The following is a 19125-nucleotide window of genomic DNA, read 5'->3' as shown; positions in this document are numbered from 1 at the left end:
AAAAATTATTTTTCTTTATAAAAAATAAAAACTAACCTAAAGTTAGATTTAGTTCCAACTTTTCAGGTTAGTTCATAATTTTATTCTTCTGATTTTTTATTTGATTTTTTTACTTTTTCTTTTTTTTGTAATTTATTATTTTCTGGATACATTACCTTGTCTACTAAGCCGTAAGCCAATGCTTCTTCAGCAGTCATATAGTTATCACGTTCTGTATCTCTTTCTATTGCCTTGATAGTTTGACCCGTTCTGTCAGCTAATATTTTATTTAATTTAGCCTTTGTTCTTAGGATATGGCGGGCAGCTATTTCTATTTCTGTTGCTTGTCCTTGAGCCCCTCCTAGTGGTTGGTGAATCATTACTTCTGCATTTGGCAAGCAATATCTCTTACCTATTGTTCCAGCAGCAAGTAAAAATGCTCCCATACTAGCGGCGATACCCATACATATAGTTACTACATCACATTTAATATGTTGCATAGTATCATAAATTGCAAACCCGGCCGTTACACTTCCTCCTGGTGAATTTATGTAGAAGTAGATTTCTTTTTCACTATCTTGTGCTTCTAAAAATAATAATTGACTAACTATTGAGTTAGCAACTTGGTCATTTACATCTGAACCAAGAATTACAATTCTATCTTTTAACAATCTTGAGTAAATATCATAGGCTCTTTCACCTTGTGAAGTCTGCTCAATTACTGTTGGAATTAAATTCATCTCTCTTCCTCCGTAAAGTTTTCTTATCTTAATTATACTTGAAATACTTGCTTTAGTAAAGAAATTAAAATAATTGTAGGACTGAAACAAAAAATTTATAAAACTTTTAAAAAAATTTTTTTCAAACAAAAAAATATTTAGCAGCCCAACCACTAAATATTTTTTATAAAATTAATTAAAAGATTATTTACTTACCACCTGTAAGAATGCTCTTTAAAGTTACCCATAATTGCATTAATACTATTGGTTGTGATGAAGGCATTTGGGCAATGTTTATTAACTATTTTTCTTAAAATGTGCATTTCATTTTGTTGGATAACTAAAATTATCATACGGCGTTTTTGATGACTATAGCCACCCTCTACGTCTATGATAGTAGAACCCCTATTCATTTTAGTATTTATAACTTCTACAAGTTCTTCTGTATCGTCGCAAATAATTGTACACTGAACATAGGCTGATAAAAATTTTTGAATAGTTATCATAGTTTGATTTCTAACAAAACTCATAATAAAGGCATACATAACGTAGCGAATATCAAAAGAAAACCAAATTATTAAATATATTATAAGATCCTGCACCAAAAATACCGTAGGAAGATTTAAATTAAATTTTTTAACAATATATTTCCCTGTAATATCAGTACCCCCAGTTGAGCCACCAGCTATAATAATAAAACTCATAGAAATACCAGATAGAATTCCAGAAAATATGGTAGCAACTAACTTGTCTTGCAAGTCTACCGGATGAATTACCAGGGGTAAATAATTAATTAAAAAGGCTGAAGATAGGACAACTATTGTTGTTAAAATCATAAAATTCTTTCCTACATAACGAAAACCTATATAAAATAAAGGGATATTTAACAGTAGCTGAGCTGTCCCTAAATTAATACCTGTAAACTTATTTAAAACAAAGGCAAGCCCCAAGGCTCCACCAGTTCCTAAATCATTAGCAGGTAGCAATATTCCTGCATAAACAGAAAATATAATTATTCCTACAAATAGAAATAAAAATTGTTTTGTAGTTTTCTTTTGTTCTACTTGGAAAAAAAAATCTTTAAACATAATTTTTCTCATTCTTTCATATATTTACCCTACTATTGTAATAAGTAATATAGAAAAAAGCAAGATGAAAATTATAAATATTTTTAAAATAAAATTAAAAGTTAATTTGCTTAATTTCAATTGCTATATAAAATATATACTAAGCCTATAATTAAATTCTTTATATTTAAAATTTTTAAATTATAATAAATATTACTATACAAAGGAATTAAAATAAATGAAAAAGATGGCAAATATCAAATAGTTTATGAGGGAACAGATGAGCAATATAAAGATATAATAAAAGATGCTCTAGAAAATTCTTCTGCTAGAGAGGCAACTGATTTAGATGATGCAATAGAAAACATAGAAATAAAATCTGCTAGCATGGAGTATCTAGTAAATAAAAATACTTTCCAAATTATATCAGCAACTACAAAAGCAGAATTTTATGTTCTTAATAAGGGACAAAGAAGTAGCGAGATTGTTACTATGATTTCAGAAACAGAATTTTCAAATATAAATAATGTTGCAGAAATAATTCTACCAGCAGAAGCACTTAATGCTCAAGTAGCATACAAGGACTAATAAATGTAAATTTGCAAAAAAAATATTATTATGTTATAATATCTCTGATTTGTTAAAAATCGGAGATATTTTTTTATAATTATAGCTCCCGAACTAAGTTTTAAAGTTTAAAATAAATTTACTTGCCGAGGAAAAAAGTTATCGAAAATTCGGCGGATACTTTTTCGGAATTTAGAGTTTCGTTAGATAACATACAAAAGAATTATTATTCCACAAAATTGTTACTATCTCTTACAATATTCAAAATAAGGTTGCATAAACCTTTATTTGCTTATGTAAAGAGTAGTATATAATCAACTCTATTTTCATAAGTAAATAGAGTTTTATTATTACTTATTAAAAAATAAATTAGGAGAAAAATATATGTGCGGAATTGTAGGTTTTATAGGAAATAATAACGGAGTAGATTTTTTAATTGACGGTCTTAGTAGTCTTGAATATCGTGGCTATGACTCTTGTGGGATAGCTGGAGTTGTGGATGGTAAAACAGAAATTATAAAAACTATTGGTCGTATTAAAAATTTAGAAGACTTAATTCCAAGTGATTTAGAATTAAATATCGGTATCGGTCATACACGTTGGGCTACACACGGAGGAGTGAATACAAAAAATTCACACCCTCATCAAAGTTTTAGCGGTAAATTTACCCTTGTTCACAATGGAGTAATAGAAAATTTTCAAGAACTAAAGGATAGATTTTTCAAAAAAATTCAAATGAATTCAGAAACAGATACAGAAATTATAGTCCAACTAATTGAACTTTTTGCAAAAGATGGTTTAACAACAAAAGAAGCATTTTTAAAAGCAATCTCAAAATTACATGGTTCTTACGCCCTATGTTTAATGGATAAAGAAAATGCTGATACTATCTATGTAGCAAAAAATAAAAGTCCACTTCTTGTAGGTTTGGGGCAAGACTGTAACTATGTTGGTAGTGACGCTCTTGCCATGATTAAATACACTAACAAATTTTTAGAAATTAATGACGGTGAAATAGTAACAGTAAAAAAAGATAGTGTTGTTATAGAAGATAGCACAGGTCAAAGTATCGATAGAAAATCTTTCACACCAAACATAAAATACGGGGAAATTGACAAGGGTGTTTACGCCCACTATATGATTAAAGAAATAAACGAGCAAGCATTTGCCATGCGTAATATAATTTCTGAATACTTTAAGGGTAAAGAAGTAAGTATTGATGAAGATATAATAAATTCAGTAAAAGAATCTGATAGATTATATATAATTGGTTGTGGTACAAGTTACAACGCTGGACTAGTAGGAAAAGAATATTTTGAAAAATGGGCAAAAATTCCAACAGAAGTTCACCTAGCATCAGAATTTGCTTATAACCTGCCCCTACTTTCAAAAAAACCAATGTTTATATTCCTATCACAATCAGGAGAAACTGCCGACCTACGTGCAGTTCTAACAAAAGTACGTGATAAATATCCAGAATTAAAATTTTTGGTTCTAACAAATGTAGATGCTTCAACCCTAAGTCGCGAATGTGATTATACTTTGCTCTTACACGCCGGAGTGGAAATTGCAGTTGCTTCTACAAAAGCTTATACTTCTCAAATTGCAATCTTGAGTATTCTTGCTTATGAAGTTGCTAAAAGATTAGGTAACAAACTAAAAATTGATATTGAAAAAGAATTATCAGTAGTTACTAATGCCATAGAATCTATTTTAGATGATACAAAAAATATTAAAAACTTAGCTACTAATCTCTTCACAGAAAGAAATGCTTTTTATATAGGACGTGGAGCTGACTACTATTCTGCTTGTGAAGCCGCCTTAAAATTAAAAGAAGTTTCTTATATTCAAACAGAAGGTTTTGCTGGTGGAGAATTAAAACATGGAACTATCGCCCTAATCGAGAAAAAAACTCCTGTTATTGCCCTAATAACAAGTACAAGATTAGACTTAAATACTCGTAGCAATATTAGTGAAGTTGCTAGTCGTGGAGCTAATACTTTAGTTATCACTCTTGAAAAACTTGCCCGCAAGGGAGATTATGCAATTCCTAATGTTCACGAAGAATTAGCACCTATAGTGAGTATTGTAGTAACTCAATTATTTGCTTACTATGCAGCTGTAAATCGTGGTTTAGATGTAGATAAACCAAGAAATCTTGCAAAATCAGTTACGGTAGAATAAAAATAAAAAATTTTTAAATAAATTTAACAAATAAAAAGTGAAAATAAATTATAAATTGCCGTGAAGTAATTAAATTTTAGAAATTATTTTTTATGAAACTTCAGAAGTTTTAGAAAGTATTTTTTAATATTTATTTCAAAATATTTTTTAATCTCTGCTTGTTAGATTACAAGACAAACCTTTTAAATCTGCTAGGTCAAAAATTAAATTGTCATTGGGTAGTTGTAAAACTGGCACGCCAACAAAGCCCCACAATTTTCTTTCTTCAAATTCTACTCTGCTATCTCGTAATTTTAAAAATTGTTTTAAGTTTGCCATAGAGTCTGTAATATTTACTTCTTGATACTGGATATTTTGGGCTTTAAGCTCAGCAACAAACGCTTGCGTATCTGGACACTTGTCGCTAAAAAATAAGATATATCTTGTCATATTCCCTCCTTATATTTTAAATAATATTTATAGCTATTATTATTAAGGCTAAGATTGCTAAACCACCTTGCTTTAATAAAATTTTAGGATTAGATGTTAAGGCTCCGTAAGCTGCTACTAAAACTACATAGACTAACAGTAAAATTTGCCATCTTAAATCTCCTAAAATTGTAGCTGTGATAATTAATAAACCTAGCAAACCGTTGTAAAGACCCTGATTTTTAAAAAGGGTATTTACTGATTTTCTTTCTAACTCTTCTTTAGACATTTCAAATACTCTTGATGTTGTTTTTGAAGTTGTTGCGATAGTTTCTAAATACATAATGTATAAAAATTCTAGTCCTGTTAAGATTGATAATATTGTGATTAATAAATTCATGTAATTCCTCTCTTTTATAAAATTATATATTCACATTATTCTCCCTTTGTTTGTGTTCTGTACATTTTACTGTAACGTCCACCTAGTTCAAGCAAGTCTTGATGATTTCCTGCTTCAACGAGTTCCCCGTAATGTAAGACAAAAATTTTGTCTGCATTTTTTATAGTTGATAGTCTGTGGGCAATTATTAGAGTTGTACGTCCTACTTTTAATTCTTCTATGGCACGACTGACATATTGTTCTGTTTGGCTATCAACATTGGCAGTAGACTCGTCCAAAATTAAAATTTTTGGATTTTTTGCTAAGGCACGAGCCAGACAGATTAATTGTTTTTCACCAGTCGAAAAATTATTACCTCCATCTTCAACTTTTGATTGTAGAGTTCTTCCCTGCTCTAAAATAAAACTTCCTCCCACACGTTCTAGTGATTTTTCTGCTAAATTTTCATCACCAGTTGGAGTTATATTGTCTAGCAAACTTCCTTCAAATAAAAATGAATCTTGTAAAACTATGGCTATCTGTTCACGCAAGTAATTACGGCTATAATTTTTTACATCTTCGCCACTTATACTTACCCTGCCCTTGTTAGCCTCGTAAAATTTAATTAATAAATTCATAATTGTACTCTTACCACTACCGGTAGAACCGACAAAGGCAACAGTTTGATTTTTTTCTATTTCTAAATTGATATTTTTTAAGACATAGCTATCATCTTTGTAGGCAAAAGATACGTCTTCAAATTTTATATTTCCTTGAAAATTATCTTTAGCTGTAATTTTTCCAGTATCTTCTTCTACTTTTAATTCTAAAACTTCTCCAATATTTACTGCGGCACTAATCGCCCTTGTATAGACTGAAATTTCTGCTGTAAAATCAGTCAAACGATAAATAATATCTTGGCTGTAATTAATAAAAAGATAAGCCATTCCGATTGTAATACCGAATTTATTATCATGAAAATATGAGTAGCTGTAATAAAAAATTACTGCCGTAAAAATTAATATTTGTAAAAAACCTGTCAGAGTATGCAACAAAGTTGCGTCAAAAAAATTAATTTTCAAGCCGTATTTATAGCGTCTATCGTTGGCTTTTTTCCAATAATTTAAACTCTCTTCTTCTTTATTAAAAGATTTTATAATTTCTAAATTTTGATAACTTTCATTTATAATAGCACTACACTCTGAATAAGTTTTACGATATTTTATCATGGTATTAACAGTAAATTTATTGTAAAGCACCATTATAAAATACATAAGTGGTATCAAAAGCAGCATAAAGAATGCAAAGTAAATATCTACGCTAAAGAGAACGATATAGATAAAAAATACTTTTAAAAATATTACTACTATATTGACAAAGGTATCGGTAAAAAATTTTCTTATTACATTAGCATCACTTATTATTCTTGAAACCACAGAACCTGCTGGCATATTATCAAAATAACTGATAGGTAAATTTTGAATATGGTCATATATCCTTGTTTGAATACTCACATAAACCTTGTTTGCACCAGCAACCAAAAAAATATTTCTGATGTAGGTAAGTAGACCTGAAGCCATTTGCATTATTCCGTAACCTGCAACAATAAGCAGGGAACGATAGATTATTTTTTGGGTGATAGTTCCCTCGACATTATCAAAAATTTTGGCAAGAAGATAAACTGCCACTACACTTCCTAAAGTTGATAGCAAGGCTGCACCCAACCCAAAAATATATTCACGTTTAGCATCTTTCATATAAGGAATGAACTGAAATAAAGTTTTGTTATTCTTCTTCATTTTTTTCTACCTCCTTATTTTGATATTCGTCTAACTCTTTGTACCACAGACAAGTTTTTATCAAGTCTTCATGGCTACCTAGTCCGATAATTTCACCCTCACTAAGAACGACTATCTTATCAGCATGACGAACCGCAGAAATTCTGTGGGCTACAATAATATTTGTTTTGCCTTGACGACTATTTTTAATATTAGCTATAATATTTTTTTCTGTTGTTGCATCAACTGCACTAAGACTATCATCTAAAATTAAAATTTCTGGATTGCCAATTACAGCTCGAGCAATTCCGATACGCTGCTTTTGACCTCCAGATAGGGACAGACCATTTTCTCCAATTAGAGTTTCTACTCCATCTTCAAACCTATCAACATCTTTTTTTAAATCAGCAATAAGTAAAGCCTCTTCTAAATTTTCTTCAAGATTATTTCTATAAAACAAAATATTTTCTTTTAAACTTTTAGAAAATAGTTGGTACTCTTGCAGAGCTATGGCTACTTTAGACCTTATTGAATAGTCGTAATATTTTTCGATACTTTTTCCGTCTAAAATTAATTGATTTTCTGCTACCGGGTACAGACGCAATAATTGTTTTACTAAGCTTGATTTGCCTGAACCTGTTTTGCCAACTATGCCGATAGTTTCTCCCTTGTTAATTTTTAGATTAATATTTTTTAAAACTTCTTCATTGTCATATTTAAAAGAAAAATTTTTAAATTCTATGGCACTATCAAAATCGAAATTTTCTGTTGCTAAGTCATTGTTCACTAGAATTTTTTCATTTTCAATTTCTTCGATACGCTCCATTCCCTTTTTAGTTTCCACCCAAGAAATTATAAATTGTGATAGGGCTATGTAGGGCCATTGTATCAAAACAAGGACAATAAAAATTGCCATAATTCCGCCGATAGTCATTTGTGATGACTGAATTAAATAGAAACCATATACAACAGAAATAAAATAAGAAACTGCTGTTGAAATCATATTAATTGGCTGGAATAGTTTAACATTTTTCATATATTCTAAATTATTATCAGCATAAAGATTTAATTTTTCTACAAAACTTTGTCTTACTTTATTTAATAAATTATAGGTACGAATAACTCTTACACCCTTAACATTTTCTAAAGTTTCGTCTGTAATCTTATCCATAATTTTTAACATTTTGTCGTAATAAATTTCCTGCTTGCCCTTATGACGATACAGATAAATTGTTTGAATTATGTAGGGTAAAATTATTAGTACCGTATAGGTAAGTGTTGACTTAGAAAAAATTAAAAAAGTGATATAGCCGTTATAAATAACTCCCTCTAAAAAACAAAAAAGACCAAAAGAAGCCATGGGACTTATATAGTCAATAACATCATTGGTAGACCTACTTATAACATCACCTATACTAATCTTATTAAATAAAATTGGCGTATGCTTATAAACTGCCTCTTGCACATCTTGGCTCAAATATTTTATAGAAGAAAAGTAACCTAGAAAAGTAATATAGTCATTTAAAGAACTAATTAAATATTTTAAGACACCGACAAGAAGTAAAAGCAAAGTTTCTCGAACAACGTCATTATAGGTTATAGTATTTGTTGAAATACTATCCACAATATAAGACACCCTCGTTACAGGATAAAGGGTCAATAAATTTGAAATCATGGAAGTTATCGTTACTGCAAAAACACGCCACTTATCTCTTTTAAAAAATCTTAAAACACTATTCACAAAATCCCCTCCTTACTACATTTTAACATCATATAATACTAGCATAAATAAAAATTTTTTTCAATTTTAAAATTACAAAAATAATTAAATAAATCCTTAAGAAAAATATCAAATAAAATTTCACTTAAAAATATTTCAAAATCAAACTATAAAAAAATTTCTAAATTATTTTGGAAAAAATTTTTATTTTTATGTGGCAAAGCAAAAAAACTTTTAAAATTTTATTAATCTTTCCAGCAAAAAAATTTTTTAATGTACTATACTTAGCAAAACTTTTTAAAATTTCAATAAGTATTTAAAAAAACATTATACTTCTACTAGTAATAAATTCAAAATTAATTTTCTTTTAGAAAAAATAAAAAAAATATTTAGCCTAGCTTTTTACTAAACTAAATATTTTCTTTATTATTTACTTGCTAACCATTTTTTAAAGTTGGCTATGAAATTCAAATAAACATTCTTATTTTGATAGGCTGGCAATTCAGCTAAAAACACCTGCTTTGGTAAGATAGTCTGCCCCTTTTTAGTTGCAAGGACTATTACTCTTTGTTGATTTTTATTTTTAAACATTTCTTCTGGCAAGACAATAAAGGCATTAAAATTAATATCTTTTTCAATAAACTTTTTAATTTTTTCATCAAAGTTCATTATTTCTTTTGGCATAAGCAAAACTGCAAGACCATCATCTTTTAAATAATTTGTTGCCTGCTCTAAAAATAATAGGGCATTTAGGCTATAACCTTCCTCGCTACATAATTTAAAATTAAGGCTGTTGTCTTCATCAGTATAATAACCATAGGGCGTATCACTAACAATAACATCTTGCTTGGGAATATTTATTTTTTTTAGTCCGTCTTGGTTGATAATATCTACTTTTTGTTCCAGCAAATTAAAAATATTTGCTTGTAGACTAGCATAATCAAAATCTACATCAACAGATGTAAAGTTAGTTTCTAAATTTAATTTTTCCGCTAATGAAAGTAAGAGTGTTCCACTACCACTAGCCAAGTCTGTTACACTAATTTTTTTATCGTCATAAATTTCTTTAACTAGATTAGCTATATAAAAACCTATAATTTCTGGTGTAACATTATAGTTAATATTTTGCAATTCCTTAAAAGATTTTAAAACTAAAAAGTGATAAACTTTTTTTATTTCTTCCTTTGAATAATTATCTACTATTTCAAAATATTCATTATCATCTTCTAACTTTAAATATTTTACAAGTGCCTTTAAATAATTATCACCTGTTTTTGTTTTTATCTCTTCAGTTTTACTATCTATTTTATTAAATAATTTTTCTATATTAGACATATATACTCCTAAATAATTTTATAATTTATATTTTAAGATTAATATAAATCTATCTTATTAAAATATATAGCTAGTCATACTTAAAATTATAACTAGCTAATTTATAATCTTAACTTCCTTTTTCAAACTTTCATTTAATTTGGCTCTTAAATTAGAAAAATCTTCTTTGATAACTACCGTATCAGCTATATAGTCATGTAAACCTTTTTTTCTATTTGTAAAAGCTACTGCTAAATAAGGTAGCAAGAATAATACTTGAGATAAAAATCTTCCTATTATTTCCCTGTAAAAAGTATCTACTAAAGAAAGTTTTTCTCCATTATATTTTTCAACTTTTAATTTTAATAGCATCTTACCTAAAGTTTGAGATAAGAAATAAGTCATAGAAAGGAAATAAAGAAAATAAGTAATGGCAAATAAAATTGTATAATTAAATACTGGTATGCTGTAATCAAAATCTAAAAAACCAAAGGTCAAAGTATTAAGTAATCTTGTTAAATGAATTACAATTAATAAGTCTACTAAGTAGGCTACAAATCTAAGGAAAAATCCTCCATAAAAATTTTTAGAAATACTTAAATATTCATCTAGTGTATTTTCTATTTTTATATCCTTAGCCTTTTTATTATGATTTTCTTCAGTATTTTCTTTTATTTGATTTTCAAAATCTGAAAAATTATTGTTTACTTGTTCAGTAGTTTTAGTAGTTAAATTATTTTCAGCAATATTTTCTTCTTCAATGTAATTAGTTTCTTTTGGGTTATTTTGTTCACTCATAAGTTTACTCCTAACCTAAATAATTTCTTTGGATATTTGTTTCTGCTGATGCAGACTGAATTTCTTTTACTATTGATTTTGATAAACCATTAATAAATCTATTTAACAGTCCTGCATTAACATCAATAGCCTTGTATTCTACCACTTGAGCATTAGATATTTTTTTATCAGCTTCTATATCACTTATTAACTCTTTTTGCGAAGCTATTTTGTCAATCAAACCATTTTTTAGGGCTTGCTCTGCACTATAAATTCTTCCATCTGCTAGAGATAATACTTTTTCCCTATCCATGTTACGACCTTTGGCTATAAGGTCTACAAAACGATTATAAGATTCTAAATTCAGTTCTTTATAAGTTGCAATAGTTGCTTCATTCATATCCTCTGTTAAGCCACCAACTGCTTTTTGTTCTCCTGAACGAATAATTTGATTTTTTATACCGTGTTCATTTAAAAATTGTTGGGCAGAAAGATTACTCATGATTACCCCTATGGAACCTGTAATAGTTTCTTGATGTGCATATATTTTTTTAGCAGCCATAGAAATATAATAACCGCCAGACGCAGCTAAACTTTCCATTGAAACATAAACATCTTTACCACTTTTTACCAAGGCGTTATATAGTTCATTACTTTCATATACACCACCACCTGGACTATCTACTACAAGTAAAATTGCTTTTACATTAGGGTCGTTTTTTGCCATGTGAATTTGGTTGATTACAGAATAAGCCGCTTCTTCATCTGCCATTGCATCATCAATAGTTCCCTTAACTTTTATACGTTGGATTACATTACTGCTATCTCCATCACGTAAAACTATTTTACTACCAGTAATTTCTTTATTAAGTAAAGATTTTACAAATGAATTATCATCAGATTTTTTATTTACAGAAACAGAATTTCCAAAAGATATTGACAATATTAATATTACTACTGATGATATTAATGCTATTAGTCTTTTCTTATTTTTCATTGATTACGCTCCTTGTTTGACACTAAATTTATTGTATTTCTTTAAAAATAATAATTCTGCATTACCCGTAGAACCATTTCTGTGTTTTGCGACAATTACTTCTACGGTTGCTACATCCTTGTTTTCTGGCATGTCTTCATCCTTATCACGATTATAGTAGTCGTCTCGGTATAAAAATGCAACAATATCGGCATCTTGCTCTATACTTCCCGATTCACGCAAATCACTCATCATAGGTTTTTTATCTTGACGACTTTCCACACTACGAGATAATTGAGAAAGGGCTACTACTGGACATTCTAATTGCCTTGCCATCTGTTTTAAACTTCTTGAAATTTCTGAAACTTCCTGCTGCCTATTATCAGTTTTTCTTGAACTCTGTAATAGCTGTAAATAATCTATAATTATCAAATCTAAGCCAGCTTCATTTTTTAAGGTCTTGCACTTGGCTTTAACTTCATTAACCTTGATAAAAGGACTATCATCTATATAGATATTTTTATTATTTAAAAAAGCCATACCCACCTCAAGAGCTTGCAGGTCTTCTTGCGACATATTTCCTGTGCGAATTTTCTCCGAATCAACCATACCTTCACTACAAAGCATACGAGATACTAACTGTTCTGCCCCCATCTCTAATGAAAATAAAGCTACCGTTTTTTTATTTTCAGGTTTTTCGTTTCTCCCTGCAACATTTAAGGCTATATTAAGTGCGAATGCTGTTTTGCCCATAGACGGACGAGCCGCTAATATAACCAAATCTCCCTTAGAAAAACCATGCAAAATATTATCTAAAGTTGTAAAACCAGTCGGCACTGCATTATTATTTCCATCACCGGTCATCTTAGCGATAATTTCATTAAAAACGTCTTGAGTTACATTTTTTATATCCTTAAATTCAGAAGTTTTTGCTCTTTCTGTCGCTCTTTCTATTTGCTCCATTAGCGTTGCAACTATCGAATCAAGGTCAGTTTCTCCATCATTCATTTTTTTAATATTATTTGATAAGACACTCTTGACTTCCCGATAAATAGAATTACGTTTTACTATATTGGCATAATGGCTAACATTTCTTGATGTTGGTGTAATCTCATAAACTTCTACTATATAAATTGAGGCGTCAATATTTCTAAAGGCTCCCTTGCCATAGACTTCACTAAAAATAGTTGCATGGTCGGGTTCTATATTTTCATCATTTAATTTGATTATTGCCCTATAAATTTCTTTATTACGCTCATCTATAAAATCATCTTCTTCTAAAATACCACGAACTTCAACTAGCTTATCAGAATCTATCATCAAGGCTCCTAAAACAGATTGCTCTGCCTGGAGTATTGCCTCATATTCATTATTGTTCATACTTTCTCTCCTTTCTTATAGGATAATGAAATAATTTTTAATTTTAGTAAGAATTTATTTAACTTCTTATTGCAATTTAATTATTAAAATTATTTTTCTACTACATGAACTTTTATCACACCTTCTACTTGGTTGTGCAGTTTTATTTTTACATTTGTGTAGCCTAATGATTGAATACCGTAAGGTAATTCAATTTTTTTCTTGTCAACTTTTAGGTCATGTTGTTTTCTTAATTCTTCTGCTACTTGTTTTGACGAAACTGAACCGAATAGACGACCACCCTCACCAGCTTTTACAAGTATTTTGATTTCTAATTTTGATAATTTTTCTGCGACTTCTTTAGCCTTAGCCAATTCTTCAGCCTTATCTTTTTCTTTACGTTGTTGTTGACCTCTTAATACTGCCATATTGGCATTATTAGCCTCTAAAACTTTTTTATTTGATAAAAGAAATTTTGCATAACCGTCAGCAATTTCTTTGACCTCTCCTTTTTTCCCTTTTCCTTTTACATCTTCAATAAAAATTACTTTCATTTAATTTACCTCACTTTTTAATTTTTTCTTCTTAATTGAATAATTTATTTTGAAATTAATATTTCTTCAATAGCCTTGATAAGTTCAACTTTTACATCTTCTAAATTATCTCCACTTATCTGCGTAGCAGCATTAGATAGATGTCCTCCACCACCCAAACGCTCCATAACAACTTGAACATTTAAGTTGCCTAAAGATCGGGCTGATATTCCTATTTTGTCTTTTCCTAATTTACCCACTACAAAACTAGCATCAATTCCTTTAATTGTTAAAAGTATATCAGCACTCTGAGCAAGCATAACATTAGTATATTCTTTATAGTCAGGAGCAAGAGATACTAAAATGTTATCAGCTATCTGAGTAGCCGAACTAATTATTTCTGCCCTATTAATAAAGTTTTCTAGTGGCTCTTTAAGAATTGCTTTTATTTTTATAGGGTCTGCCCCATTACTTCTTAAATAGGCTGCCGCATCGAATGTTCTTGATCCTGTTCTTATAGCAAAATTTTGTGAATCAACAACAATTCCACCCAACATAATGGTTGCAGATAAATTATCTAATCTTTTACCCTTAGCTTGATATTCTATAAGTTCTGCTATAAGTTCAGAAGCTGATGAAGCATAGGGTTCTATATAGGTTAATAGAGGATTAGCAATTATATCTTCCCCTCTTCTGTGGTGGTCGATTATTACTTTTTTGTTAGCCTTATTTAATATGCCTACATCTATTACCCTGTCAGAATCTGACGTATCTACTATTACCAAAGTTGTTAGAGGTGTCATCAAGTCCCAAGCCTTATCGCTATCAACAAAAATTTCAGCTAAATTCTCTTCTTTTTCAATTTCGGTCATTATTTTTTTAATAGTTTCATCCTTATCACTATCATTTAAAACAATGTAACATTCCTTGTTATTAAGTTTTGCAAATTCGTAAATTCCTATACAAGCTCCTATGGCATCAAAGTCTGGTTGAATATGCCCCATAACTATAAGCCTATCACTTTCTTTTACAATATCAGCTAGGGCATTAGAAATGACACGCGCCTTAATACGAGTACGTCTTTCTTGAGGATTGGTTTTTCCTCCATAAAGTCTGATAGTACCGTCAACTTCTTTTATGGCAACTTGGTCGCCCCCTCTTCCTAAAGAAAGGTCTAAGGCTGTTTTGGAAAGTTCTCCCAATTCTGGTAAAAAGTCAGTTCCCAAACCAACACCAACACTAATTGTTACTTGGGTGTCAAATTCTTCTTTTAAATTTCTAATTTCATCTAGTATGGAAAATTTTTCTTTTTCTATAATTTTTAAGTCTTTAATATTAAGTAGACCTAAAAATCTATCTTCATCAGTACGCTTTAGATATACCCCATTTTTCTTAGCCCAATCAGTAAGCATACTTGTTATTTTTGAATCTAGTCTAGTCGCTACTTCATCTTCTAAGCCGTCATAAACTTCTTCTTGATTATCAATATTTATAGACATTACTACTGGTCGAGTATCCCTAAATCTCTGCATAACAACCTTAATTTCTGTAATATCAAAAAAATAAATATATCCACTATCTTTTTTATAGTTTACCCTGAAATATTTGTCTTCTATGATAAACTGGTTGTCGACTGATGCTTCTACTCCAAATAAAGATTTTATTTCTGGGATAACTTCTAATATATTTTCTCCTATAATATCATCTAAGTCTAAGTGCTTATAGATATAATTATTTGCCCATTCAATATTATTTTTTTCATCAATAATAATAATTCCAATAGGAAATTTATTAAGCCCCTTGTCAGAAGAATCCTTAATTTTATTTGTTATTTCGTTTACATACTCCTGATTAGTCTGTTCAATTTTTCTACCATACATATATGCTGGTAAAAACAAGCCAATAATTACAGCAAGATAGACAAAAAAACTGTATATATCAATTAATAATAAAATTATTCCTCCTAGTACCACAAAAGCAGTTGCAATACTAAGATAAAAATTTCCTTTTTTAAACATCTACTTACCTCCTTTATGCCTAGAGTACATTTCTCTAATTTGAAATACAGAATCGACAATTCCAATAATTTCAAATATAGAATTAAATAAATATGCAGATACAGCTAATAGTGTTTTTACAAACATATTATTTTTATTTTTAATTTCTACAAAATAAAAACAAGTGAACAAACCATTTAAGACAAAAATCCAACGGAATATATAAAGAGAATTTTCCAATATTAGTAGGCTCATATCATACTTATTACTTATTAATAGCTGTGCAAAGTACACGATAAAAGATAGTATCACATAGTAAATAGTATATCTTGAACGTACCAAAACATAACTAAACCTAGGAAATACTGGCGTTATTACCTTCTCTTTTGATAAAAATATTAGGCTATAATTTAATAAAATTAAAGAATATAAAAATATGGTAGAAAAGACAAGCGATGGGAAATGCCTTTTTATATCTTCAAAACTTAAACGTAATAAATCAACATCAATATTTGTTTGCAAGCTAACTACGCTTCTTATATATTCATCAATATAGTTTTGAATAGCTTGAGGATTGAAATTGATATAGCCTAATTTTATTAAAATGCTAAAGGATAAACTTATAGAAAAAAATAAAAATACTGCTGTGTAAACTAATATTAATATTTTTGAAAATCTATTAATTATAGAAAAATATATTATTAAAACTATAATAGTGTGTATTATCGTCCAAATAAGAGCATAGTAACTACCGAATAAAAGGGCAATTAATATGGATAATGAGGCAAGTGGTGTGAAAATTTTATAGCCCTTAGCTCCTAGTGTATATATGGCAAGAGAAACAGAAGCTATTCCTGTAATAAGCCATATATTCAAAACAATTCCTAACGAATTGATTAATAAATATGAAATACTGTGTAGCCATATTTTTTTTCTTTCTGGTTCTCTAAAGAAAAATTGTTTACTAAAAATTAATTGTAATTTTTTTTCAAACTTAGCAACTTCATTAGTCAATATAGTTGCCTCCTTAACAATTTGATTAATCTAAAAATTAATCTTATTTTTTAATTTTAATATATCTCAATCATTTTATTATACCCTATTAGTAATTTTTTGGCTAGTATATTGAAAATAAAAGAGCAGTTATCTTACATAGCTATCCTCTTATTTATTCTTTACTCTAAATTTTAATAGAAAAATACTAATTATTGATAATATTAATGTTATTAAAAATATGGATTTATTTTGGTTAAACCCAAGTAGACCATCTTTTAAATGTCTTGCCAAAACAACATATACGTAATCTCCATAATAAATTCCTAAAGCAAAAAAGGCTTGATAAACCCCCATACTTATATTGCGATAATATTTGTCGAAGTATTGCATAGCCATAGAAATTAGAAGATTATAGATACCTCCATAAAAAAAGCCGTTAAAAATATAAGCAACATAAACGATATAGGGATTATTAACATAAAGAGCTACTAAGAAAAATATTATGGCTAATAAGAATGAAAAAATCATAGTTCTTTGAATACCAAATTTTTTAGCAAAATAGGTTCCAGCCAGTATTCCGGCAATTAATTGTGGCAGAGCAAAAACAGTATCCATATAAGCTAACATAAGAGGCGACATTTTCAATTCAACCTTGCCAAAAGTAAGCATATTAGCCCCACTCGTTGAAAATTTTATAAAGGAAACTAATAGGGCTAAAAGACAAATATAAATAAAACTCTTATGTTTGATTACTACTTTTAATTTATCAAATGAAAAAATTTTTTCTGTCGGTATGTAATCTTTCATCTTAAAACTTAAAATAAATGTTAGTAAGGCTAAAAATCCAGCAAAAAGCCACATAAAATTATAATTTTTATATTGGTCATAAGTAAACAGATATTGTATAGGTGCTGCTATAAACTCTGCCAGAAGTGGTGCTACCGATAGGATAGAAACCGACACTACCACTTCATCACTTTCAAATGTTTCTGAAAAAATAACATTAAACATGGCTAGCATGGTAGCTCCAAGACCCAAAGCTAGAGATGAAAAATAAAGGCTATCATAAGAAGGTTTATAAAAAACTAAAAATGATGAAACCACTAAAGTAAATAAGGCTATCTGAATAAAGAATTTTCTTTTCTTTAAAATATCACTTATAACAAACATGGGTAGCCTAACAAATAAACTCATTAAACCATAAGCAGCAGCTATTTGGGCTGCCATTTCTGCCGTTAGGGACAAGCCTCCTTGTTCTGCGGGAGTTATGGCATATAATTTTCTATATGCCCTAATAATACTTATTGTTGACCAAAATAAAACTAAAATCCAAAAAATAATAATTTGATTTTTATTTAATTTATATTTTTTTGTTAAAAAAATAACGACAGCTAAAATTATAAAAATCATTACAATAGAAAATAAAATTTTAATCTTTCTCAATCCTCTCTTATATATTTTCCTATACATTATAGCAAAAAAAATTTTTTTATACTATTTTAATTAATTCAAAACAAAAGTGAGATTATTAATAACCTCACTTTTTAAATTTTATTTTTATTTTATTAAATTCTAATAAGAATTTTAATTTTTTGATTTATATTTTCATTTATAATAAATATTTATTATTTTTTATATAACTATTAAGCTACATTAAAAATTACATTTATAAATTATATTAATTTAAAATTATCTTTGTAAAATAAAATCTTGTAAATAAAAAATTTAATTCTTATTAATAATCTGCTATGCCTAGAGCTATTTTTGCATAGCGAGACATTTTATCCTTTGTCCAAGGTGGATCCCAGATTAATTCAACATCTACTGCTTTTACTTCGTCAATACCTAGCATAGCCATTTCTACCTGTTCAATAATTAGCGGAGCTAGGGGACAACCCATAGAAGTAAGTGTCATTTCTACGATTGCATGACCTTCATCATTCATCTTAACATCGTATAACAAACCAAGATTTACTATATCAATACCTAATTCTGGGTCTATAACCGTTTCTAAAGCCTCAATAACTCTATCTTTTAGTTCTGACATGTGTGCTTCCTTTCTATTTTTTTATTATTATAACATATTTATTTCTTTTCTGGATAGCGTCTAGCTACATCTTTCAATTTTTCAGTAATAATATCCTTGGGGTCTACTCCCATGTGATAACACATAGATAAAGAATAAATTAGAACATCTGCCAACTCATCACAAACTGCCTTTTTGTCAAAATTATTGTCCTGCCACTGAAACTGTTCCAAAAGTTCTGCCGCTTCAATAATAATACTACGAGCCAAATTCGCCTCCGTATTAGATTCTATCCAGCCTCTTTTTTCCCTAAATTCTACAATAGTTTTCTTCAATTCTTCCATAA

General features: G+C 28.9%; 18 protein-coding genes. 2 read left to right on the top strand and 16 right to left on the bottom strand.

Annotated features, from left to right (window positions below):
* Positions 1-80: 80 nt before the first annotated feature.
* The gene (gene clpP, locus KMP12_RS03090) at positions 81-719 is read right to left on the bottom strand and encodes an ATP-dependent Clp endopeptidase proteolytic subunit ClpP (RefSeq protein ID WP_215756281.1); all 639 of its coding nucleotides are present in this window, start codon (positions 717-719) and stop codon (positions 81-83) included.
* A 191-nt stretch (positions 720-910) separates the two neighbouring features.
* Entirely contained in the window at positions 911-1786 is an 876-nt protein-coding gene (locus KMP12_RS03085; RefSeq protein ID WP_215756280.1) for a YitT family protein, read from the bottom strand.
* 189 nt (positions 1787-1975) lie between these two features.
* On the opposite strand from KMP12_RS03085, the gene KMP12_RS07800 reads away from it, so the two are divergent.
* Together KMP12_RS07800 and glmS are read left to right on the top strand one after the other, a co-directional pair.
* On the top strand, positions 1976-2353 hold the full coding sequence (locus KMP12_RS07800; RefSeq protein WP_371821657.1) for a DUF6612 family protein: 378 nt from the start codon (positions 1976-1978) through the stop codon (positions 2351-2353).
* 363 nt (positions 2354-2716) lie between these two features.
* On the top strand, positions 2717-4516 hold the full coding sequence (glmS, locus tag KMP12_RS03075) for a glutamine--fructose-6-phosphate transaminase (isomerizing) (RefSeq protein WP_215756278.1): 1800 nt from the start codon (positions 2717-2719) through the stop codon (positions 4514-4516).
* A gap of 147 nt (positions 4517-4663) precedes the next feature.
* Here the strand turns inward: glmS and KMP12_RS03070 are convergent, their stop codons facing one another.
* From KMP12_RS03070 to KMP12_RS03005, 14 genes are all read right to left on the bottom strand, one after another.
* Positions 4664-4945, bottom strand: coding sequence for a hypothetical protein (locus tag KMP12_RS03070; RefSeq protein ID WP_215756277.1), 282 nt, complete (start codon positions 4943-4945; stop codon positions 4664-4666).
* A gap of 16 nt (positions 4946-4961) precedes the next feature.
* Complete coding sequence (locus KMP12_RS03065; RefSeq protein WP_215756276.1) at positions 4962-5324, bottom strand: DUF1304 family protein; 363 nt, start codon at positions 5322-5324, stop codon at positions 4962-4964.
* A 35-nt stretch (positions 5325-5359) separates the two neighbouring features.
* Positions 5360-7102, bottom strand: coding sequence for an ABC transporter ATP-binding protein (locus KMP12_RS03060; protein WP_215756275.1), 1743 nt, complete (start codon positions 7100-7102; stop codon positions 5360-5362).
* Positions 7089-8822 carry an ABC transporter ATP-binding protein gene (locus KMP12_RS07795; RefSeq protein WP_371821655.1) on the bottom strand — a complete coding sequence of 578 codons (1734 nt, stop codon included), beginning with the start codon at positions 8820-8822 and terminating at the stop codon, positions 7089-7091. The genes KMP12_RS03060 and KMP12_RS07795 overlap by 14 nt, the downstream gene beginning before the upstream one ends.
* Positions 8823-9227: 405 nt before the next feature.
* A complete protein-coding gene (locus KMP12_RS03050) occupies positions 9228-10136 on the bottom strand; it encodes a class I SAM-dependent methyltransferase (RefSeq protein ID WP_215756274.1) in 909 nt (302 codons plus the stop codon).
* A gap of 96 nt (positions 10137-10232) precedes the next feature.
* Positions 10233-10913, bottom strand: coding sequence for an RDD family protein (locus KMP12_RS03045; RefSeq protein ID WP_215756273.1), 681 nt, complete (start codon positions 10911-10913; stop codon positions 10233-10235).
* A gap of 10 nt (positions 10914-10923) precedes the next feature.
* Positions 10924-11889, bottom strand: a complete 966-nt coding sequence (gene sppA / locus KMP12_RS03040; RefSeq protein ID WP_215756272.1) for a signal peptide peptidase SppA — start codon at positions 11887-11889, stop codon at positions 10924-10926.
* A 3-nt stretch (positions 11890-11892) separates the two neighbouring features.
* Positions 11893-13248, bottom strand: coding sequence for a replicative DNA helicase (gene dnaB / locus KMP12_RS03035; protein ID WP_215756271.1), 1356 nt, complete (start codon positions 13246-13248; stop codon positions 11893-11895).
* Between the two features lie 89 nt (positions 13249-13337).
* Positions 13338-13781, bottom strand: a complete 444-nt coding sequence (rplI, locus tag KMP12_RS03030; protein ID WP_215756270.1) for a 50S ribosomal protein L9 — start codon at positions 13779-13781, stop codon at positions 13338-13340.
* Positions 13782-13825: 44 nt separating this feature from the next.
* Complete coding sequence (locus KMP12_RS03025; protein WP_215756269.1) at positions 13826-15778, bottom strand: DHH family phosphoesterase; 1953 nt, start codon at positions 15776-15778, stop codon at positions 13826-13828.
* Complete coding sequence (locus KMP12_RS03020) at positions 15779-16771, bottom strand: YybS family protein (RefSeq protein ID WP_215756268.1); 993 nt, start codon at positions 16769-16771, stop codon at positions 15779-15781.
* Between the two features lie 150 nt (positions 16772-16921).
* Positions 16922-18163, bottom strand: a complete 1242-nt coding sequence (locus tag KMP12_RS03015) for an MFS transporter (RefSeq protein ID WP_252344679.1) — start codon at positions 18161-18163, stop codon at positions 16922-16924.
* Positions 18164-18488: 325 nt separating this feature from the next.
* Positions 18489-18800: a metal-sulfur cluster assembly factor gene (locus KMP12_RS03010; protein WP_215756266.1), complete on the bottom strand. Its 312-nt coding sequence runs from the start codon at positions 18798-18800 to the stop codon at positions 18489-18491.
* Between the two features lie 38 nt (positions 18801-18838).
* On the bottom strand, positions 18839-19123 hold the full coding sequence (locus KMP12_RS03005) for a nucleotide pyrophosphohydrolase (protein WP_215756265.1): 285 nt from the start codon (positions 19121-19123) through the stop codon (positions 18839-18841).
* Between the last annotated feature and the right edge of the window lie 2 nt (positions 19124-19125).

The sequence above is a fragment of the Gemella sp. zg-1178 genome, assembly GCF_018790995.1.
Taxonomy (GTDB): domain Bacteria; phylum Bacillota; class Bacilli; order Staphylococcales; family Gemellaceae; genus Gemelliphila.
The sequence above is the reverse complement of the archived record's forward strand: the minus strand, read 5'-3'. Positions and strand labels throughout refer to the sequence as shown.